Source organism: Klebsiella sp. 18074 (assembly GCF_902705905.1).
GTDB lineage: Bacteria > Pseudomonadota > Gammaproteobacteria > Enterobacterales > Enterobacteriaceae > Klebsiella > Klebsiella terrigena.
Genome location: NZ_CACSIS010000006.1, coordinates 85,263 through 105,075, shown reverse-complemented (window position 1 = coordinate 105,075; position 19,813 = coordinate 85,263). Strand labels below are relative to the sequence as shown.

The window sequence follows — 19,813 nt, the reverse complement described above, 5'->3', positions numbered from 1 at the left end:
TAGCTCCGTTGATTAACGAGAAAGAGGGAGGTTCCACAGCGCGCTGTCGCTGCTGGAAACCGCCGTCGCGCCGTTGCCGAGCGCGCTGCGAATGTCGCCTTCATGGCTGACAAAGCCGGAGGCGACGATCGGCGGCAGCCGCTGGCGGTCGGCCTGGGGGATCAGCGGCAGCATCGGCGCGGGCATTAGCTGCACGTAGTCCGGCTCGCTCTGCTCCAGCGCATTGAGGCTGCGAAGCCAGGTGGAGCGGTCGGTGACGAAGATTTTTTGCATCGTGACCAGCCCGCTTTTCTTCGCCCGCTGCACGGTTTGCAGCCGCGTGGAGAGCAGCCCCATGGCACCGGTTTCCGCAATATAGTCGATGCCGCCTTTGTCCTGCGACAGCCCGCTGCAGCTGTCGATATTGACGATGACGTATTTATCCGCCTTGGCCAGCAGGGCGATCACCGGCTGCAGCTTAATCAGGTCGATATTGGCAATAATGCACACCTGCGCTCGGCTGGTGAGGGCGATTTTCAGCCGATCGATGCCGTAGATCGCCATAATAATCGGGTGGCACGCCAGAAGCGTGCCGAGGTTTTTGATCATGGTTGACCTGCCGCTGACGGGGTTAGCTCATCGCTCAGCCCTAGCTTGCCGGGATTGAGAATATTGTGCGGATCGAGCGCCGCTTTGATCTCCGCCATAACGGTCAGCGCTTCGCCCAGCGAGTCCTGCATATAAGGGGAACGTAATAAACCTACGCCATGATGATGGCTGAGAGAAGCGTTGTGGCGGATCAGCACCGCGTTTGCCGCATCCCAGGCGGCGCGATACCACGCCGCGCGCTCGCTAACCTCAACGTCGCCGCGCAGTGAAAAATAGAGACAGGCGCCGTCGACATAGGCATGCGACTGGTGGGCGGAACCGGCCAGCGTTCCCGGTACGGCGTCGATTGCCGCCACCACTTCGTCGTAAATCACCGCCAGATCGCGCCAGCGGCCGATCATCTCGAGGGTATCGGCGACCAGCCCCGGGCTGCGCGTAAAGCCCTCGGCGCTTTTACCGGTCAGATAGCGGGTATCCAGCCAGCGTTCGAATATCGGGTCGCTCTCCAGCTGCTGGCCGTTTTGCGCCCGGCAGACGCGCGCGGAGATGGCCATCACCGCATCGACCAGCTCCTTCTCGCCCTCATCGGCAATCAGCAGGACGTTGGTTTGTGCCAGCGAGAACTGCACGCCGCTTTCCAGGTTATCGTACAGCCGCAGGGCCGCCGGGGTTGCTCCGCGCTGCAGGATCTGCCGGCAGGCTTCGAGGCCCTCGGCAAAAGTGGCGAAGCCCCAGGCAATGGCGCGGCCATACTCCGGCAGACGGTGCAGCTTCAGCCGCACGCGGACGATGATGCCGAGGGTCCCTTCTGAGCCGACAAACAGCTGCTGGAGATCCGCCCCGGTGGCGCTGCGCGGCGCGCCGCCGACGGTGATTAAGCGCCCGTCGGCCAGCACCACGTCCATGCCGTAAACCATATCCTCAATTTTGCCGTAGCGGGTTGAAAGCTGGCCCGCGCCGCGGCAGGCGACCCAGCCGCCAACCGTACTGATACCAAAAGAGGAGGGCCAGTGCCCCATCGTCATCCCGAACTGTTGCTGGATAGTCTGCTCAAAGACGTCGCCAAACATCCCGGCTTCGACCTCCACAATCTGGCTCTGTGGGTCAAAGGAGACCAGTTGATTCAGCTCGCAGACGTCGAGCACGATCCCGCCGCGCACCGGCAGCGCCGCGCCGGTGACGTTGCTGCGCCCGGCGGAGACGGTCAGCGGTATTCGCTGGTGGCTGGCAATCCGCGCTACCGCCTGGATCTGCTCGACGCTGGAGACCCGTACGATGGTGGCAACCTGCGTGGCGGGAGAACCTTCTGTTTCCGCAATCATCGAGGCGGCCCACCAGTCCCGGGTCCAGTTCACCACGTCGCGGCGGGCGGTGAGCACCTCATCCGCGACGGCGCGCAGCTGGTCGACGACCGCCTCACTGACCGTGACAGGGTCACGTTGCATGCCCGGCCCCGAACCTTCGGGCATCTGCTGCGCCGCCCAGCCCGGCGGGGTGTGTACCCCAACCCGATAGTTTCCACGGTTATAGCCACGTTTAAGCGCTTCTTTACTGATCATTCTGAAGTCCCCATAAGAACGGATTTTTCGTGTTTAACGGCCGCACGATAGCGCGCAATTTGCTGCGCTACCGTCTGCGGAGCCATGTTGAGTTCCTGCTGTAATAATTCGCCCACCCGCCCGGCGGCGTCGGCGGAGGCGTCCCGTGCCATCAATCGCGCGCGGAGCCGGCGCGACAGAATGTCGTCAACGCTGCTGGCCAGCTCGTGGCGGATGGCGTAGACCACCTCGGCCTCGGTATAAGGGAGACCGGCAATCAGCGGCGTTTGTAGCTCTGGCGCGCGCTGGATGATGTCGCTGACGAAATGCGCCTCGGCGCCGTAGCGTTCCCCGAGATGAGCAGAGAGCCCGCCGGAGGCGAGGATCGCCTGCGGATCGTAGCCAGCGGCGCCGAGCAGGAAGGCGCTTTTGGTTGAGCACGCCCGCCTGCGGCCAAGTAGTCTGGCGGCAACATCGACGGTCTGCTCCGCCATATGACGCGAGGTGGTGAGCTTACCGCCGACGATGGTTATCAGGCCATCCGCCGCGACGTCGATCTGATGATTGCGCTTCATCTCGACGGTTTTGCCCCCCGGGCTGCCCACCAGCGGACGGCAGCCGGCGATGCTTCCCACCACGTCCTGGGCCGTGAGCTGGGTTTTTAGCGCCGAGTTCGCCCCATCAAGAAGAAAATCCAGTTCCTGGCGGGTGCAGCAGACATCGTCGAGATCGCCGTCGTAATCTTCATCGGTGGTGCCGAGATAGGAGACGTTGCCCCAGCGGGTGATGGTGGCGCGGCGCTTGCGTCCGGCGACGGGAATGGTCACCGTGCAGTCGTTACGGATTTTCAGCCACGGAATAGCGACATGAACGCCTTTCGCCGGGCGAATTTGCAGCGCTGACGGGGTCTCTTTTTTCTGGCCATCCCAGTCGCGCAGCCATACGCCGGTCGCCATAATTACCGTCCGGGCCTTAACCTGAATCTCACGATCGCCGGCGTGGACGATGGCGCCGTTCACCTTGCCATGACCGTCGCGGGTGGTGGCGACCACCCGCGTATGGTTGGCTACCGTCGCGCCGTGAAAGGCGGCGGTGCGTACCAGCGCCAGGGTTAATCTGGCGTCATCGACCCGGGCGTCGAAGTACATGAAGCCGCCGGACAGCTGTTCTTCATTCAGCGTCGGGCAGTGGGAGAGGACCTCCGCCGGGGTGAGCTTTTGGTGCAGAATGCCCTCCCGCCAGCCGCCGGCAAGATCGTAGGTCCACAGCAGGCTTTCGAAGGCTGAGGCCATGCGCTTATCGAAAATGCCGTTTTTATCCAGCACGGGAAACATAAACGGCAGACGCTGAACCAGGTGGCGCGCGTTGCGCCGCAGCCGCTGGCGCTCGAGCAGGGAGTGGCGCACCAGCCCTAAATTGCCCTGTTCAATGTAGCGCAGCCCGCCGTGAACCATTTTTGACGATTTCGACGAGGTGCCGGAGGCAAAATCGCTTTTTTCGACCAGCGCCACGCGATAGCCGCGCAGGCTGGCGTCCAGCGCGGTATAGGCACCGGTGACGCCGCCGCCGACGATCAGGATGTCGAACGCGTCGCTGCCCAGCGCGTCCAGCTGTTCATCGCGCTGCAGGCGCAGCGGCGCGGTGGCAAACATTTCGCTGCGCGATTGACTGGCTTTACGAGACGGAAAAAACTTCATCGGCGCCTTTACTCCAGGTGAGGGGATGAGAGGGTGGCCGTCGCCAGCTCTTGCTGAATACGGCTGTCCCAAAGGGTGCGTTGCTGCCGGCGGCGCTCGCCATCGATAGCGGGCGTAAAGCGGCGGGCGACGTGCAGAGTTTGACAGGCGGCTTCCAGAGAGTCCCAGAGCAGCCCCTGGGATCCGGCGAGAAACGCCGCGCCGCGAAGGCTGGCGCGCGCGGTTTCGGCCATTCGCAGAACCGGGATGCCGCTGAGGTCGGCCTGGATTTGCATCAGCTCGTCGCTGTTTGACATCCCGCCGCCGACCACCAGTTCGCTCACGCTGAGCCCGGTTGCCTGCTCGTTGGCGCGCAGACAAGCGGCCACCGAGTGGGCGATGCCCTCAAGAATGGCTCTGGCAATCTGCGCCCGGGTGCTGGAAATCGAGATGCCGTTCAGCGACGCGCGCGCCGCGGGCTGCAGGTCGGGGACTCTCAGCCCGGTTAATGCCGGAACAAAGCTGATGCCGCCGGAGCAGGTGGCCTGCGCCGCGAGGGCGCTAATCTGCTGCGGGCTATCAAACCAGCCGAGCTGTTCGCACAGCCAGTTGAGGGCGGAGCCGGTGGTCGGGACGAAGGTTTCGACGGAGTAGTGCGACACGCCGTGCTGGCGACGGGCGGTCATCACCAGCGTGCTGTCGCCGGCGTGTTGCAGGGTCGGCACCTGCTCTCCCACCAGCAGATCGACAAAGCTGCCGGTGCCGTGCATACAGAGCGATTGCCCGCGGCTGATGCAGCCCAGCCCGGCGGCGCCGGCAAACTGGTCACCCATGCAGGCGAGCACCGGCACGGCGATGCCGAGCAGCGCTTTGCGGGTGGTGCCGAGGGCGCCCGCATCGTCGACCAGCTCAGGCAGCAGCCGCTCCGGGAAGCCGAGCGCCTCCAGCCACGGCGCGTAATAGCGGTGCTCGCGGATCCGATAGGCTCCGGCCGAGGTGGCGTTGGTTGGCGTGGAGAGGCAGCGGCGCTCTTCGGTGAGATGCCACAGCAGCCAGCTGTCGATAGTGCCGAACATCAGGCGTCCGGCTTTATGCGCCGCGCTGACCGTCGGCGAGTCGGCCAGATGGCGCGCGGCCCACAGATAGGGGGAGCGAACGCCTACCGGACGACCGGTATGCTGCAATAGCTGACGGTCCCAGACTCCGGCCATCTGCCTCAGCGGTTGCGCGTAGCGTGAATCCTGCCACACCATTGCCGGCACCAGCGCCTTGCCGGTTTCGCTATCCCAAAGCACGGCGGTTGAGCGCTGAGTGGCGATGGCGATGGCCTGAATCTGCATATTCAGGCTGCGGGCCTGGGCGATGGTCTGGCGACAAACGGCCAGGGTTGTTGCCAGAATGTCGTCGGCATCCTGCTCCACCACGCCGTGGCGCGGGCTGCTCACCCGAAGCGGGTGATATTCCAGGCAGTGAACCTGGCCGTCCTGACAAACGACCGCGGCGCGGGTGCCGGAGGTTCCTTCATCAATGGACAGAATAACGTTCTGCGAATATTTCATTTTGTTCCTCTGCCGGTTTCCTGCGCCACCGGCGGTAGGCGCGTGCTGGATGACTGGTCGAACTGCGGAGCGCCGGGCTCGTTATCCGGCTGGATCGCGCTCCGCGTCGGATCCCAGGAGATGCAAAAGCAGACGATGCTGGCGAATAGTGGCACCGCTGACATGATCAAAAAGGTGCTCTGCAGGCCGTACTGCTCGCGGAAGATAGGGAAGATAAACAGGCCGAGAGCGGCGCCAATCGCGCCGAGCGCGCCGACGATGCCGTTGGCGCCGGCGCGTAGTTCGCTGCGAAACGACAGGGAGGAGAGGCTTTTGCCGTTGGCGCCGGGGCCGCCGGAGTGAAATAAGATAAACAGCGCCGGCACCATCAGCGAGGCCCACAGCGGCATCGTGTCGCTGTACATCCCGAGCGTCAGCAAGACCAGGAAGGCGATGGCAAAACCTATCGCCGAAGAGCGACGCAGCCCGAGGCGGCGACCAATAAGCGGCGAAAGGAAGCCGCCGACAATACCGAATATGTTAAAAAATAGTGAACCAAGAGTAGCGTAAACGAAGTTTTTACCGAACAGACTGGCGCTGATTACTGGCAGGTACCAGCCCACGCCGAAATACTGAATCGACTGACAGATTTGCACCGTAGAGGCCAGTATCGTGCGCGGTAAATAAACTCCGCGAAAAATAAGCAGAACGTTTTTAATGCCTTTCTGCGCCTGACCGATAATCGCCTGCTGCTCGCCGACGGGGGCGAGAATAAAGCGATCGCCATATATTTTCCTCATCGCCGTGACGGCATCGCTGAGCCGGGATCTGCGCGCTAACCATACCGGACTTTCTACCAGGTAACGCATTTGCAGCACCAGAATAATAAGCCCACAGAGTGCCGTGACGGCAATGGAATAACGCCAGATGGTGTCGCCGACGTTCCATGAATAAAACAGAAGCGCCAGCCCCAGGTTTAAACAAACGGCAACGTACCAGACCCCTTGCCAGGTATTGAGGCGACTTTTTAAACGGGCGGGCGTAAACTCTGCCAGCATTGCCATTGCCACCGCGAAGTCCATGCCGTAGGCAATACCGACAAAGAATCTTCCGGTGATTATGGTGCTGAAATCAGGAGAAAAAGTGACGAGGAGGGCACCCACGACCGCGCATATTTTTGCCGCAATCAGCGGTGTCACCCGACCCCAACGGTCGGCAATCCAGCCGCCGACCGGATTAAAAATAATCGCCACCCACGATGAGAATGAGGTCAGCAGCGCAATATCCGTTGCGCTTAACTGCAAATCGCGGGTCATCGGGTTTAATCCAGCGCTCAGGGCCGAATTGGAGAAAGCGTCTAAAAATAAACCACCGAGGGCTAGCCACCAGATAATACCGGCTTTTCCCGCAATGCGCGGCTGAGCATCAATAAACTGAATAATATCGTCAATGCCGCGGATATTCTTTTTAGCTGAGGGTATATCGACAGACATAGCGGTCTCCTTTACATGACTCGAAAGAGGGCCGCTACATACAGAAAAGGCAATGAGAGACCATCTTAATGAATGACAGATAGTCTCTAATCTAAAATCTGTAGGCTGAACTCTAGAAGGGAGAAAGGGCGCTGTCAAAGCAGCAATGATGCTTTAGACCCGTTTTGTGACTTGTAACTCATTTGTTAATATTTAGATCTAAAGCGGTCGCGTGGAAACGCGGTGACGTCGTGCATAACAGTTTTTATAAACTGCCATTTTTTATCAGCTGTTATACTATGGGCCACAACGTTCATCCGCGGACTCACCTATGAAAAAATACCAACAGCTGGCACAGCAGCTGACCGAACAGATTGCGCTCGGCGTCTGGCAGCCCGGCGACCGCTTGCCCTCGCTGCGCGAGCAGGTGGTCAGTAGCGGAATGAGTTTCATGACGGTCAGCCACGCCTATCAGCTGCTGGAGAGCCAGGGGCGGATTATCGCCCGTCCGCAGTCGGGCTACTACGTTGCGCCCAGGCCGGTTAAGTCGCGCCAGCCGGCGCCGCCGGCGCAGGTGACCCGCCATGAATCGGTGGACATTAATACCTACATTTTTGAGGTGCTGCAGGCCAGCCGCCAGGCCTCGATGCTGCCTTTTGCCTCCGCTTTTCCCGACCCGCGCCTGTTTCCGCTCCAGCAGCTAAACCGTTCTCTGGCGCAGGTCAGCAAAACCGCAACGGCGATGAGCGTGATTGAAAACCTGCCGCCGGGTAACGACGAGCTGCGCCACGCGATTGCCCGCCGCTACGCGCTGCAGGGGATGAACATTTCGCCGGATGAGATAGTGATCACCGCCGGCGCGCTGGAGGCGCTCAACCTCAGCCTGCAGGCGGTCACGGAGCCCGGCGACTGGGTGGTGGTGGAAAATCCCTGCTTCTATGGCGCGCTGCAGGCGCTGGAAAGGCTGCGGCTGAAGGCGCTGTCGGTGGCGACGGACGTTAAAGAGGGGATCGATCTGGTGGCGCTGGAGCAGGCGCTGCAGAGCTATCCGGTGAAGGCCTGCTGGCTGATGACCAACGGCCAGAACCCGCTCGGCTTTACCCTCAGCGCGGAGAAAAAGGCGCGGCTGGTCGAGCTGCTGGCGCGCTACGGCGTGGTGCTGATTGAAGATGACGTCTACAGCGAGCTCTATTTTGGCCGCGAGAAGCCGCTGCCCGCCAAATTCTGGGACCGCCAGGATATGACGCTCCACTGCAGCTCCTTTTCCAAATGCCTGGTGCCGGGCTTTCGCATCGGCTGGGTGGCCGCCGGCAAACACGCCCGGCGCATTCAGCAACTGCAGCTGATGAGCACGCTGTCGACCAGCTCGCCGATGCAGATGGCGCTGGTGGACTATCTGTCGACCCGGCGCTACGACGCCCATCTGCGGCGCCTGCGCCGCCAGCTGGCCGAGCGCAAGCAGCAGGCCTGGCAAGCGCTGCTGCGCCATCTGCCCGCCGAAGTCAAAATTCACCATAGCGACAGCGGCTACTTTCTCTGGCTGGAGCTGCCGGCGGGCGCCGATGCCGGGGAGCTGAGCGCGCGCGCCCTGCGCGACAACATCAGCATTGCGCCGGGAAAAATGTTCTCCACCACCGCCAGCTGGACCTCGTTCTTCCGCTTCAATACCGCCTGGGGCTGGGGGGAGAGAGAAGAGCAGGGGGTTAAACGCCTGGGCGAGCTTATTCGCGAGCTGCTGGCTGAGCCTTAGACTTATTTTTCTACTGCTCAACGGCTGGCAGAAAATAACTAAATACTATTATCAGACGATACCGGTCATTATTTTACCGGTATCGATCATAGGAAATTCGCATACCCATTCTCTGCCCCTAACTCCTTGTCTATAATCCATATTGTTGTCCAGATTTTGCCGGTTTTTACGGAATGCGCCCTTTGTCACAACCTGAATAAATTTCCCGTGAGGGGCATAGCGCGCCGTCTACTGTTATTAAGGGAGATATTTTTACGGCACGGCTGCCGCTAATTTTATTGTGACAGGAGTAACACCCGATGAGCAAAAAAATTGCCCGTGGCAGCCTCTGCGTGCTGGGTATGGCCTTCCTGACCGCCCAGGCCGCCGAGCCGCCGACGTCGTTGGATAAAGGCGAAGGCCGGCTCGATATCATTGCCTGGCCGGGATATATCGAACGCGGTCAGACGGATAAAAACTACGACTGGGTTACCCAGTTTGAAAAAGAGAGCGGATGCCAGGTCAACGTGAAAACCGCCGCCACCTCTGATGAGATGGTCAGCCTGATGGCGAAAGGGGGTTATGACCTGGTGACCGCCTCCGGCGACGCGTCGCTGCGCCTGATTATGGGCAAGCGCGTGCAGCCGATTAACCCGGCGCTGATCGCCAACTGGAAGACGCTCGACCCGCGGGTGGAGAAAGGCGCGTGGTTCAACGTGGGCGGTAAAGTCTACGGTACGCCCTACCAGTGGGGACCAAACCTGCTGATGTACAACACCAAAGTGTTCCCGACCCCGCCGGACAGCTGGAACGTGGTGTTTGTAAAACAAAATCTTAGCGACGGTAAAAGCAACCAGGGCCGGGTTCAGGCCTACGACGGCCCAATCTATATCGCCGACGCGGCGCTGTTCGTCAAGGCCACCCAGCCGCAGCTCGGTATTAGCGACCCCTATCAGCTTACCGAGGAGCAGTATCAGGCGGTGTTGAAGGTGCTGCGCGACCAGCGCGGGCTGATTCACCGCTACTGGCACGACACCACCGTGCAGATGAGCGACTTCAAAAACGAAGGCGTGGTCGCCTCCAGCGCGTGGCCGTATCAGGCTAACGGCCTCAAGGCTGAAGGCCAGCCTATCGCCACCGTCTTCCCGAAAGAGGGGGTGACCGGCTGGGCGGATACCACCATGCTGCACAGCGATGCTAAGCATCCGGTGTGCGCCTATAAATGGATGAACTGGTCGCTGACGCCGAAGGTCCAGGGCGACGTGGCGGCGTGGTTCGGCTCGCTGCCGGTGGTGCCGCAGGGCTGTAAAGCCAGCCCGCTGCTGGGAGAAAAAGGCTGCGAAACCAACGGCTATAATCAGTTCGCCAAAATTGCCTTCTGGAAGACCCCGATTGCGGAAGGCGGCAAGTTCGTCCCTTACAGCCGCTGGACCCAGGACTATATCGCGATTATGGGCGGCCGTTGAGCGGCCGGAGGCGTGAAATGACGTATGCGGTAGAGTTCCATAACGTCTCGCGGCTGTATGGCGACGTGCGCGCGGTGGATGGTGTCAGTATTGCCATCCGCGACGGCGAGTTTTTCTCGATGCTGGGGCCGTCCGGCTCCGGCAAAACCACCTGCCTGCGGCTGATTGCCGGTTTCGAACAGCTCTCCGGCGGAGAGATCACCATTTTTGGCCAGCAGGCCAGCGAGCTGCCGCCGTGGCAGCGCGACGTCAATACCGTCTTCCAGGACTACGCGTTGTTTCCCCACATGTCGATCCTCGATAACGTCGCCTACGGGTTGATGGTGAAGGGGATCGGCAAAAAAGAGCGCCACCGCCGCGCGCAGGAGGCGCTGGAAAAAGTGGCCCTCGGCTTTGTCCACGCGCGCAAACCCTCCCAGCTCTCCGGCGGCCAGCGCCAGCGGGTAGCGATTGCCCGCGCGCTGGTTAACGAGCCGCGGGTGCTGCTGCTGGATGAGCCGCTGGGGGCGCTGGATTTAAAGCTGCGCGAGCAGATGCAGCTGGAGCTGAAAAAGCTGCAGCAGGCGCTGGGGATCACCTTTATTTTTGTCACCCACGACCAGGGCGAAGCGCTGTCGATGTCCGACCGGGTGGCGGTGTTTAATCACGGGCGCATCGAGCAGGTCGACGCGCCGCACGATCTCTACCTGCGGCCGAAAACGGCCTTCGTCGCCGGGTTCGTCGGCACGGCCAACGTCTTTGACGCCGAGCTCTCGGCCCGACTGTGCGGCATGGCGGGCAGCTGGTCGCTGCGTCCGGAACATATCCGGCTCAACGGCGGTGGCGAGGTTCAGGTCGAGGGCGTGGTGCAGGCGGTGCAGTATCAGGGCGCGGCAACGCGAATCGAGATAAAGCTGGCGGAGGGCGGCAGGCTGCTGGTGAGCCAGGCCAATAGCGACGGTGCTGCTGCGCTGAGCGCGCCGCAGGCGGGGCAAAGGGTGCTGGCCTCCTGGTCGCGCGCGGCGATGGTCTCTCTGGATAACGGTGGCTGATATGGCAACGCTCATCGCTAACGCGCCTTCCGGTCGCCTGTCAGGACTTTTCTGGCGCCGGCCTTCGCTGGCGCTGTTTTTACTGCTGCTTGGCCCGCTGATGTGGTTTGGCATCGTCTATCTGGGATCGCTGCTGACGCTGCTGTGGCAAAGCTTCTATACCTTCGACGATTTCACCATGTCGGTCAGCACCGACCTGACGTTGGCTAATCTTAAGGCGCTGTTTAACCCGGCCAACTACGACATTATTATCCGTACGCTGGTGATGGCGCTGGCGGTCACGCTGGCCAGTGCGGTTCTGGCTCTGCCGATGGCGTGGTATATGGCGCGCTACACCAGCGGCAAGATGAAGGCATTTTTCTATATCGCGGTGATGCTGCCGATGTGGGCCAGCTATATCGTTAAGGCCTACGCCTGGACGCTGCTGTTGGCAAAAGATGGCGTAGCGCAGTGGTTTCTTCGCCATCTTGGGCTGGAGGGCGCGCTGAATCTGCTGCTGACAATCCCGGCGGTGGGCGGCAATACGCTGTCGACCTCAGGCCTGGGCCGCTTCCTGGTCTTCGTCTATATCTGGCTGCCGTTTATGATCCTGCCGGTACAGGCGGCGCTGGAGCGTATACCGGCGTCGCTACTGCAGGCGTCGGCTGACCTCGGCGCCCGGCCGCGGCAAACCTTTCGCCATGTGGTGCTGCCGCTGGCCATTCCCGGTATCGCCGCCGGGTCAATTTTCACCTTCTCGCTGACGCTGGGCGATTTTATCGTACCGCAGCTGGTGGGGCCGCCGGGCTTTTTTATCGGCAACATGGTCTATTCCCAGCAGGGAGCGATTGGCAATATGCCGATGGCGGCGGCGTTTACCCTCGTGCCGATTGTCCTGATTGCCCTCTATCTGGCGTTTGTTAAACGCCTGGGAGCGTTTGATGCACTCTGAACGCGCGCCGCTGTTGCTGAAAATAGCGACCTGGGGCGGGGTTATCTTCCTCCATTTCCCGCTGCTGATTATCGCCCTGTACGCCTTTAACACCGAAGACGCCGCCTTCAGCTTTCCGCCGCAGGGCCTGACGCTGCGCTGGTTTAGCGAAGCGGCCGGGCGGGGCGATATTATCGAGTCGGTGACGTTGTCACTGAAAATTGCCGCGCTATCGACCGCCATCGCGCTGGTACTTGGCACGCTGGCTGCAGGAGCCCTGTGGCGCCGCGCTTTTTTTGGTAAGAACGCGGTGTCGCTGCTGCTGCTGCTGCCCATCGCGCTGCCGGGGATCATTACCGGCCTGGCGCTGCTGACGGCGTTTAAGGCGGTTAACCTCGAACCGGGTCTGTTTACCATCGTTGTCGGGCACGCCACCTTCTGCGTGGTGGTGGTCTTTAACAACGTGATCGCCCGCTTTCGCCGGACCTCCTGGAGCCTGGTGGAGGCGTCGATGGATTTAGGCGCGACGGGCTGGCAGACCTTCCGCTACGTGGTGCTGCCCAATCTGGGGTCGGCGCTGCTGGCCGGAGGAATGCTGGCGTTTGCGCTATCGTTTGATGAAATTATCGTCACCACCTTTACCGCCGGACACGAGCGCACGCTCCCGCTATGGCTGCTGAATCAGCTGGGACGCCCGCGCGATGTGCCGATAACCAACGTTGTCGCGCTGCTGGTGATGCTGGTGACGACCATTCCGATTTTAGGAGCCTGGTGGCTCACCCGTGACGGCGACATAAGCGCTGAAAACGGCAAATAACTGACGTGTACAGGATCATACTATGCAACATAACCTTTTGATCAACGGCGAATTAGTGGCGGGTGAAGGCGAACTGGTGCCGGTATTCAATCCTGCTAATGGCGAAGCCCTGCTGGAGATTGCGGAGGCGACGGCGGCGCAGGTGGATGCGGCCGTTGAGGCGGCGGATCTGGCCTTTGTCGGCTGGAGCCAGACCACGCCGAAAACCCGCGCGGAGTGCCTGCTCAAGCTGGCGGACGTGATTACCGCCCATGCGGATACCCTCGCCAAACTGGAGTCATTGAACTGCGGTAAACTACTGCACTGCGTGATTAACGACGAGCTGCCGGCGGTGGCGGATGTGTTTCGCTTCTTCGCCGGCGCCGCGCGCTGCCTGCCCGGAATGGCCGCCGGTGAGTATCTTGAAGGGCACACCTCGATGATCCGCCGGGATCCGGTTGGGGTGGTGGCCTCCATCGCGCCGTGGAACTACCCGCTGATGATGGCGGCCTGGAAGCTGGCCCCGGCGCTGGCGGCGGGGAACTGCGTGGTGATTAAACCTTCAGAGATCACGCCGCTAACTGCGCTGAAGCTGGCCGAGCTGGCAAAAGATATCTTCCCGGCCGGCGTCCTCAACGTGCTGTTTGGCCGGGGCAAAACCGTTGGCGATCCGCTGACCGGACATCATAAGGTGCGGATGGTCTCGCTGACCGGATCGATAGCCACCGGGGCGCACATCATTGGCCATACGGCCTCCTCGATCAAGCGTACGCATATGGAGCTGGGCGGCAAGGCGCCGGTTATCGTCTTTGACGACGCGGATATTGACGCGGTGGTGGAGGGCGTGCGGACCTTCGGTTTCTATAACGCCGGCCAGGACTGTACCGCCGCCTGCCGCATCTACGCCCAGCAGGGCATTTATGACCAGCTGGTGGAGAAACTGGGTTCCGCCGTTGCCAGCCTGAAAATCGGCCCGCCGGAGGATGGCGCGACGGAGCTGGGGCCGGTCAGCTCGCAGGCGCACCTTGAGCGGGTCAGCGCCGCCGTCGACGCCGCGCGCGCGCTGGCGCATATCAAAGTGGTGACCGGCGGCAGCAGGGCACCGGGGAAAGGCTACTACTACCAGCCGACGCTGCTGGCCGGGGCGAAGCAGGAGGATGATATTGTCCAGCGCGAGGTGTTTGGCCCGGTGGTCAGCGTCACCGCGTTCAGCGATGAGGAGCAGGCGCTGACGTGGGCCAACGATTCGCAGTATGGCCTGGCCTCGTCGGTGTGGACCCGGGACGTCGGCAGAGCCCATCGCCTCAGCGCGCGCCTGCAGTACGGCTGCACATGGGTGAATACCCACTTTATGCTGGTGAGCGAAATGCCGCACGGTGGGCAAAAGCTGTCGGGCTACGGGAAGGATATGTCGATGTATGGCCTGGAGGACTACACCGTCGTGCGCCACGTGATGATCAAGCACTAATAGCAGCATGTCGCCGACGGGGTCCGTTCAGGCCCGTCGGCGGCGGTATTTCTAATCAATGGCGAGTCAGGCCATTAATCGAATCAGAATAGCGTTTTAGCTTGATGATCTTATCTTTCATTATCCAGCTCAGCTCGGCAATTTTATCCCTGATTTCGCTGACTTTCGCTTCATCTACGTTGATGAGATTGGCTTTCGCGCCCGGCACGCCCGTCGCCATCGTTCGGTTGGTTTCGCAGCGATAGCCGTATTCATAGAGCGCATCGCTCATTCTTTTTTCGAACTGGTTGAGATTCTCATAGGCGCGGACATAGCCGGCGATTTCCGGGCTTTCGTTCAGCAGCAGAAATCGCGACGTTACCGCCGGGGATTTATCCAGGCTGATGCTGACAGAATCATCGGGAATAAAGGTGGTCAGGGAGGGTGAGCCGGAAACCGGCGGCCTTTGGGTGACATCGAAAAACTCGCCTTCCGCGGTCTGCAGTACTGCGTGATGCGTGGCGACCATGAAGCATCCCCGCCACAGATGAATATCCCAGCCGAGGCGCATCTTCCCGCCGACTTTTTTTATCGCAGCCTCTACGTTCCAGTAAGCGTTTCCTGCCGGGCCCGGCGTGTCTATCACCGGTACCTGGATGGGCTGAGAGGAGGGGGTGAGCTGTGCTGCGAACTGCAACAGGCGTGGATCATTCGGCGCAACATGCTCATAGAGATATTGACTATTCGTCATGCAGGACTCCTTCTGGTGGTACGCAAACGGATGGAAAACGGCTGTCTGTCGCGCTTAAGTCGTTAATGGCGCTTTATTTATTAGCCTCCTGGAATGATGGCACAGGATCTGATAAGTGAACAGGAACGCCGGGCGGTTGTGTCGGGTTTTGGTGCCAGGCGCGGCGGCGGCAAACCGCAGGCGTTGGCGCGCAATAATCACCCTGCAATCATGTTAGCTTGCTAATAGTCATCGATGGCAGGAATTGCTAAGACAAATGGCGCAGTGATATGAGATTATTCTTACGCCCCTTCAAGAGCTAAGCCATGATGAGTGCCGGAGATAAGCGCCGGATGGGGCTCGCAAATATCCCCGCTCCTGCATTAACAAGTGCAGGGGCTTTTTTTGCGCCGTCGTCCCGAGCGGCCTCGCTGGCCGCCGTATGCCTCCCCTCGAGGGGCTCACTCCTGCGGGGCCGAGGTGAACGTCGTTCAAAACGCGTCCGCATTTTGCCCTGGCGGACGGTACTGGGTGTGCGCCAGCGTTTTCGCCGGTTTTCCCGATGCGCGTAACCCCGAGGCCACTTTGCAATAATCAGCCGGCGGCAGCGTTAGCGCGGGAAATAATAAAAACGGGCAGCGGAGCAGGGAAGGGAGGGCTCTACACCATCAATGTGTGAAAGAGGGGGCAGCGGCGCAACGCTCTCACGCAGCTAAGCGCGCGAGCTAATACGCACAAAATGGCCAGGGTAAATAAAGTGTTCGCTATTGCCGATACTATTCAGGCAGATAAATCCATTTGCCTAGCGTTTATTCTTCTTGCTCGGCAAGCTTGACTGACGGCGTTCGCGCACGTAAGAAATAAGATTGTAGACTGCGATAACCAGCAATATTAACGCCACTATAAGCACGGCAATCCCGGACATATACCACCTCAAATTTAAAATGAGCAACTGGAAAAGTATTCATAACCAATGATTATGAATGTAAATTCATCCTTGAGATAACGCAAATGGTATTTGTTCTGTTTCAAATGAAGTGCCGGCAGGTCGGGACGCCAGGGATCGGCTTAAGGCCGCACCAACCTTGAGGTTGTCGGCATAGTCGCCGCTCCGTCAGCAAAACGAGATTTAAGAAGTATCGCATTTTCCGCTAATAGAACGCTTCGTCATACATTATTGTTAGTTATCTTTAGACGTGCGTTTATGCTGATTTTTTAAGCATAATCTGATACTTCCTGACGGCAGAGGGTGGTTCTGTAGTTGTGGAGGATCGTTTTCCTGAAAAAGTACGGTTAATTTATTTTCCTGGCATCCTGACTTTTTATATCCATTCTTTTTGTGATGCTATTTGCCAGCCCATACTCCTTCCCGGACTCTTTTTTTAAGCGTATCAGCAGTATTGGCGAAATGTATTTCAGATTTATTTCTTAGCAATGACTTTATTAATTAAAGTTAATGTTTAATTAATGTTAATGGTTAGTTCAAGTTTGTATCTATTAAATGTTTGCGGCCGTTTGGTGTTTGACTTTGACGGGGCGGCCATGCGAAAATTTGTCATAATTTGTTACTTTGAAGTTGATTTTGTTTTGAAAAACATAGCATTTTTTGTGCTGGTGGCCTGCGCCAGCGCCATTTTGTATGGCAACTTGCCCGCTCAGCGCGTTTTAGGTTGTGAAAAGCAGGGGGCAAGTGAAGCCGTCTGTCTCTCAGCTGAATGGGATAGCGAGAAGGTCAATCCGCTGCCGGCGTATAACCCTGACAACCTCAAGGCTATGGCCGTGCTGCAGGCTACCTCACAGGCGGACACCGCCCATATGGTCGCTATCAAATCGTAAAAAAGCAGCCCTTTAAGGCTGCTTTTTTAGGTTTCTTTGCTGAGGAAAAATCAGTAAAACCAACCAAAACGAACGGATAACAGGCTAATAAGCGCAAATGCTGCGCCGACATTAATCAGAATTACGGTTTTGCTGGAAACATCCATAACGCCACCTTTATGAGTAAGCCTCTACAGGTATAGTACGAGGTCAAAGGATGTGCTATCAGACAAGGATGAATCGGGCGTTTTCTGTTGGCTACGCGCAGTATTTTTACTTTGTCATGCATTAATCCCTGGTCCGCTTTGCGCTGTTGAAAGAGGCGCGTCGTAAAGGCGTTTTCAGGGAAGGACTAAGAATGACCCTATATCAAAAGATGCTGATTTTTTATGCGGTGATGGGATCTATCTGCGCAGTTATCAGCTGGTTTTTAACCAAAGAGAGTCGTCTGATTCGCCTGCTGGCCGCGCTGCTGATCGGTGCAACCTGGCCGTTTAGCTTCCCGACCGCACTTCTCGTTTCGCTATTCTGAGGTTAAAGAAAGCGTTGGCATTCGTTAATAATGACTGTATAAAAAAACAGTCTTAATTAACGGAAGCTTATTTATGAACGGTTTCTTCTCCTCTCTGGCCGGCACCACCGTGCGCTGGCTCGATCTGCCCGGCGGTGGCGACCCGATCGTTTTTATCCACGGTCTGGGGTGCGCCTCCTCGTACGATTATCCTCGAGTGGCTACCGATCCCGCGCTGAGCGGGCGGCGGATCGTGCTTATCGATCTACCGGGCTACGGCTACAGCGATAAACCCGCTGAGTTTGGTTACAGCACCACGGAACAGGCGCGGGTGGTGGTCGAACTCCTTGACCACCTGCAGCTGTCACGCTGCTATTTGTACGGCCATAGCATGGGCGGCAGTATTGCCATCGAGGCGGCTGAACGCTTAGGCGAACGCGTGCTTGCGCTGCTGGTGGCCGAGCCCAACCTGTACGCCGGCGGTGGGGTATACAGTCGGACGATTGCCGCGCAGACCGAAGCGGAGTTTGTCGCCGCCGGCTATGGCGAGATGCTGGCGGCGGAATCGTCGCCCTGGGCCGGATGCCTGCAGAACAGCGCCCCCTGGGCCGTCTGGAGAGGGGCAGACAGCCTGGTCTGCGGCGTAACGCCGTCATGGTTTACCCTTTTTTGTCAGCTCTCCTGTCCGAAGACGCTTATCTATGGCGAGCTGTCGCTTCCGGCACAGGAAGCCGAGGACGCCGTCGCGCAAGGGATTACGCTGTGGGTTGTGCCCGACGCCGGGCACTCGATGGCCTGGGAAAATCCTGCCGCGCTGGCGGCCGCGATCGCCAGCCGCTGCTGAGGCGAACGACCCCAGTCGGCGGAATGGGTTAAAACGGCAGTTCGCGGGGCTGCATTTGCAGGGTTATCCAGCGCAGTTCGGTAAATTCGTCAACGCCCGCGCGCCCACCGAAGCGCCCGTAGCCGGAGGATTTACAGCCGCCGAACGGCATCTGGGCCTCATCGTGAACGGTGGGGCCATTAATGTGGCAAATCCCCGTTTGCAAGCGCTGCGCGACGTTCCATGCCCGGGCGCTGTCCCGGCTGTATACCGCCGATGAAAGCCCGTATTCGCTCTCATTCGCGGCGGCCAGGGCTTCCTCTTCACCGCTGACGCGGATAATCGCTTTCACCGGCCCAAACGACTCCTCGCTCCAGATGCGCATGTCGCGGGTGACGCCGTCCAGCAGGGTGGCATCCATCTGCACCGACGTGGCTTTGCCGCCGCACAGCAGCCTGGCGCCTTTTGCCAGCGCATCGTCAATCAGCGCATTGCAGCGCGTCACGGTCTTCATATCGACGACCGGGCCGATCAAACCAGCGGGCAGGCTCGCCGCGCGGCGGCTGATAAGCGCGACAAACTCATCGGCAATCGCGTGGTCGACGATAATGCGTTCGGTTGACATACAGATCTGCCCGGCGTTGGCGAAAGCGCCAAATATGGCGCCCGCTGCCGCCTGTTCGGGATCGGCGTCATCGAGCACCAGCAGCGGGGCTTTTCCGCCCAGCTCAAGAACCGCGGGCTTCAGATGCTGGCCGCAGGTGCGGGCAACGATCCTGCCTACCGGCGTGGAGCCGGTAAAATTGACCCGCCGCACCGCGGGATGGGCAATCAGCGACTCGACCAACGCCGGCGCATCCTCAGGCGCGCAGGTCAGATAGTTGATCACGCCATCGGGGAAGCCGGCAGCGGCGAGGGCCTCAATAATCAATCCCTGAGAGGTGGGCGACAGTTCGGCGCCCTTGAGGATCACCGTATTGCCACAGGCCAGAGGAGTGGCAATCGCCCGCGTCGCCAGGATCAGCGGCGCGTTCCACGGCGCCATCCCGAGCACGACGCCAGCGCCCTGGCGCACGGCCATCGCCAGGTTTCCCGGCACGTTTGACGGCACTATCTGTCCCTCAATCTGGGTCGTGAGCGCGGCGGCTTCGCGCAGAATATCGGCGGCCAGATGGACGTTAAAGCCGGACCAGTGCGCCGTTGCGCCGGTTTCTGCCGCCATAGCGGCAATAAACCGGGCTTCGCGCAGCAGCATCTGTTCGGCAGCGTTCAGCAGCAGGCGGCGGCGTTCGCCAGGGGGAGTATCGCGCCATTGTGGGAATGCGGCGGCCGCGGCCTCAACGCTGCGTCGGGCGTCGGCGAGGCTGGCAGCGGCAGCGGTGGAGGGCGCCTCTGCGTTCAGCGGATGGCTGCGGGTAAAGGTGGCACCGTCATCGGCGTCGTGCCACCGGCCGTTGGTGTACAGGCTGCAGGTTAAGCTCATCGGGAAACCTCATCTTTTCGCGTTTTTTCGAGTGTACCGGGCGGGGAGACGACGGGGGGCCGGGAGGGCGGTTATCGCACGATTTTTTTCAAGCTTTTTAGGCAGTTCACAACTTCAGCCGATTAAACGGTACAAAAAGGCGGTGAGTGTTGAATAAATCGGCAAAAATGGCGTTTTCAGCATAACCTGATACCGATTGATTATTTGCTGGTTGATTCCTGCTGTGCTGTTATTAGAGGGTATATAACAAATTAATAAGG

General features: G+C 59.6%; 18 protein-coding genes. 9 read left to right on the top strand and 9 right to left on the bottom strand.

The features are described from left to right. Positions 1–12 precede the first annotated feature (12 nt). The 5 genes from GVK32_RS08100 to GVK32_RS08080 are packed head-to-tail and all read right to left on the bottom strand — an operon-like array spanning position 13 to position 6,833. A complete protein-coding gene (locus tag GVK32_RS08100) occupies positions 13–588 on the bottom strand; it encodes a glycerol-3-phosphate responsive antiterminator (protein ID WP_132510564.1) in 576 nt (191 codons plus the stop codon). Beyond that, positions 585–2,147, bottom strand: coding sequence for an FAD-binding oxidoreductase (locus GVK32_RS08095; RefSeq protein WP_159870081.1), 1,563 nt, complete (start codon positions 2,145–2,147; stop codon positions 585–587). The genes GVK32_RS08100 and GVK32_RS08095 overlap by 4 nt, the downstream gene beginning before the upstream one ends. After that, complete coding sequence (locus GVK32_RS08090; protein WP_159870078.1) at positions 2,144–3,823, bottom strand: glycerol-3-phosphate dehydrogenase/oxidase; 1,680 nt, start codon at positions 3,821–3,823, stop codon at positions 2,144–2,146. Before GVK32_RS08090 ends, GVK32_RS08095 begins: the two co-directional genes overlap by 4 nt. Before the next feature lie 8 nt (positions 3,824–3,831). Beyond that, on the bottom strand, positions 3,832–5,361 hold the full coding sequence (locus GVK32_RS08085; protein WP_159870075.1) for an FGGY family carbohydrate kinase: 1,530 nt from the start codon (positions 5,359–5,361) through the stop codon (positions 3,832–3,834). Beyond that, entirely contained in the window at positions 5,358–6,833 is a 1,476-nt protein-coding gene (locus tag GVK32_RS08080; RefSeq protein WP_159870072.1) for an MFS transporter, read from the bottom strand. Before GVK32_RS08080 ends, GVK32_RS08085 begins: the two co-directional genes overlap by 4 nt. Positions 6,834–7,143: 310 nt before the next feature. Here GVK32_RS08080 and GVK32_RS08075 point away from each other — a divergent pair, with 310 nt between their 5' ends. From GVK32_RS08075 to patD, 6 genes are all read left to right on the top strand, one after another. Beyond that, positions 7,144–8,562 (top strand): PLP-dependent aminotransferase family protein, encoded by a 1,419-nt coding sequence (locus GVK32_RS08075; RefSeq protein WP_159870069.1) that lies wholly within the window; start codon positions 7,144–7,146, stop codon positions 8,560–8,562. 299 nt (positions 8,563–8,861) lie between these two features. Continuing rightward, positions 8,862–10,007, top strand: a complete 1,146-nt coding sequence (ydcS, locus tag GVK32_RS08070; protein ID WP_159870066.1) for a putative ABC transporter substrate-binding protein YdcS — start codon at positions 8,862–8,864, stop codon at positions 10,005–10,007. Between the two features lie 17 nt (positions 10,008–10,024). Continuing rightward, positions 10,025–11,038 carry an ABC transporter ATP-binding protein gene (locus GVK32_RS08065; RefSeq protein ID WP_159870063.1) on the top strand — a complete coding sequence of 338 codons (1,014 nt, stop codon included), beginning with the start codon at positions 10,025–10,027 and terminating at the stop codon, positions 11,036–11,038. A gap of 1 nt (position 11,039) precedes the next feature. Beyond that, positions 11,040–11,969 (top strand): ABC transporter permease, encoded by a 930-nt coding sequence (locus GVK32_RS08060; RefSeq protein WP_159870060.1) that lies wholly within the window; start codon positions 11,040–11,042, stop codon positions 11,967–11,969. Next, entirely contained in the window at positions 11,959–12,765 is an 807-nt protein-coding gene (locus GVK32_RS08055; protein WP_159870057.1) for an ABC transporter permease, read from the top strand. The genes GVK32_RS08060 and GVK32_RS08055 overlap by 11 nt, the downstream gene beginning before the upstream one ends. A 22-nt stretch (positions 12,766–12,787) precedes the next feature. Then, a complete protein-coding gene (patD, locus tag GVK32_RS08050) occupies positions 12,788–14,212 on the top strand; it encodes an aminobutyraldehyde dehydrogenase (RefSeq protein WP_159870054.1) in 1,425 nt (474 codons plus the stop codon). 55 nt (positions 14,213–14,267) lie between these two features. Here patD and GVK32_RS08045 read toward each other — a convergent pair whose 3' ends face one another. Together GVK32_RS08045 and GVK32_RS08040 are read right to left on the bottom strand one after the other, a co-directional pair. Then, entirely contained in the window at positions 14,268–14,942 is a 675-nt protein-coding gene (locus GVK32_RS08045; RefSeq protein WP_159870051.1) for a hypothetical protein, read from the bottom strand. A 781-nt stretch (positions 14,943–15,723) separates the two neighbouring features. Next, positions 15,724–15,846, bottom strand: a complete 123-nt coding sequence (locus tag GVK32_RS08040) for a small membrane protein (protein ID WP_095097533.1) — start codon at positions 15,844–15,846, stop codon at positions 15,724–15,726. A gap of 542 nt (positions 15,847–16,388) precedes the next feature. Here GVK32_RS08040 and GVK32_RS08035 point away from each other — a divergent pair. Further along, a complete protein-coding gene (locus GVK32_RS08035; protein ID WP_227697825.1) occupies positions 16,389–16,757 on the top strand; it encodes a hypothetical protein in 369 nt (122 codons plus the stop codon). A 50-nt stretch (positions 16,758–16,807) separates the two neighbouring features. On the opposite strand, the gene yncL is transcribed toward GVK32_RS08035, so the two are convergent. After that, complete coding sequence (yncL, locus tag GVK32_RS08030; protein WP_071844919.1) at positions 16,808–16,903, bottom strand: stress response membrane protein YncL; 96 nt, start codon at positions 16,901–16,903, stop codon at positions 16,808–16,810. Positions 16,904–17,094: 191 nt separating this feature from the next. Between yncL and GVK32_RS08025 the strand changes: the two genes are divergently transcribed. Both GVK32_RS08025 and GVK32_RS08020 read left to right on the top strand, forming a co-directional pair. After that, positions 17,095–17,268, top strand: a complete 174-nt coding sequence (locus GVK32_RS08025) for a GhoT/OrtT family toxin (protein ID WP_159870048.1) — start codon at positions 17,095–17,097, stop codon at positions 17,266–17,268. Positions 17,269–17,341: 73 nt separating this feature from the next. Then, entirely contained in the window at positions 17,342–18,091 is a 750-nt protein-coding gene (locus GVK32_RS08020) for an alpha/beta fold hydrolase (RefSeq protein ID WP_159870045.1), read from the top strand. Between the two features lie 28 nt (positions 18,092–18,119). Here GVK32_RS08020 and GVK32_RS08015 read toward each other — a convergent pair whose 3' ends face one another. After that, the gene (locus GVK32_RS08015) at positions 18,120–19,553 is read right to left on the bottom strand and encodes an aldehyde dehydrogenase (RefSeq protein ID WP_159870042.1); all 1,434 of its coding nucleotides are present in this window, start codon (positions 19,551–19,553) and stop codon (positions 18,120–18,122) included. Between the last annotated feature and the right edge of the window lie 260 nt (positions 19,554–19,813).

Coding starts and splice junctions, on each gene's coding strand:
- GVK32_RS08100 (WP_132510564.1), bottom strand. CDS start 588: ATGATCAAAAACCTCGGCACGCTTCTGGCGTGCCACCCGATTATTATG.
- GVK32_RS08095 (WP_159870081.1), bottom strand. CDS start 2,147: ATGATCAGTAAAGAAGCGCTTAAACGTGGCTATAACCGTGGAAACTAT.
- GVK32_RS08090 (WP_159870078.1), bottom strand. CDS start 3,823: ATGAAGTTTTTTCCGTCTCGTAAAGCCAGTCAATCGCGCAGCGAAATG.
- GVK32_RS08085 (WP_159870075.1), bottom strand. CDS start 5,361: ATGAAATATTCGCAGAACGTTATTCTGTCCATTGATGAAGGAACCTCC.
- GVK32_RS08080 (WP_159870072.1), bottom strand. CDS start 6,833: ATGTCTGTCGATATACCCTCAGCTAAAAAGAATATCCGCGGCATTGAC.
- GVK32_RS08075 (WP_159870069.1), top strand. CDS start 7,144: ATGAAAAAATACCAACAGCTGGCACAGCAGCTGACCGAACAGATTGCG.
- ydcS (WP_159870066.1), top strand. CDS start 8,862: ATGAGCAAAAAAATTGCCCGTGGCAGCCTCTGCGTGCTGGGTATGGCC.
- GVK32_RS08065 (WP_159870063.1), top strand. CDS start 10,025: ATGACGTATGCGGTAGAGTTCCATAACGTCTCGCGGCTGTATGGCGAC.
- GVK32_RS08060 (WP_159870060.1), top strand. CDS start 11,040: ATGGCAACGCTCATCGCTAACGCGCCTTCCGGTCGCCTGTCAGGACTT.
- GVK32_RS08055 (WP_159870057.1), top strand. CDS start 11,959: ATGCACTCTGAACGCGCGCCGCTGTTGCTGAAAATAGCGACCTGGGGC.
- patD (WP_159870054.1), top strand. CDS start 12,788: ATGCAACATAACCTTTTGATCAACGGCGAATTAGTGGCGGGTGAAGGC.
- GVK32_RS08045 (WP_159870051.1), bottom strand. CDS start 14,942: ATGACGAATAGTCAATATCTCTATGAGCATGTTGCGCCGAATGATCCA.
- GVK32_RS08040 (WP_095097533.1), bottom strand. CDS start 15,846: ATGTCCGGGATTGCCGTGCTTATAGTGGCGTTAATATTGCTGGTTATC.
- GVK32_RS08035 (WP_227697825.1), top strand. CDS start 16,389: ATGTTAATGGTTAGTTCAAGTTTGTATCTATTAAATGTTTGCGGCCGT.
- yncL (WP_071844919.1), bottom strand. CDS start 16,903: ATGGATGTTTCCAGCAAAACCGTAATTCTGATTAATGTCGGCGCAGCA.
- GVK32_RS08025 (WP_159870048.1), top strand. CDS start 17,095: ATGACCCTATATCAAAAGATGCTGATTTTTTATGCGGTGATGGGATCT.
- GVK32_RS08020 (WP_159870045.1), top strand. CDS start 17,342: ATGAACGGTTTCTTCTCCTCTCTGGCCGGCACCACCGTGCGCTGGCTC.
- GVK32_RS08015 (WP_159870042.1), bottom strand. CDS start 19,553: ATGAGCTTAACCTGCAGCCTGTACACCAACGGCCGGTGGCACGACGCC.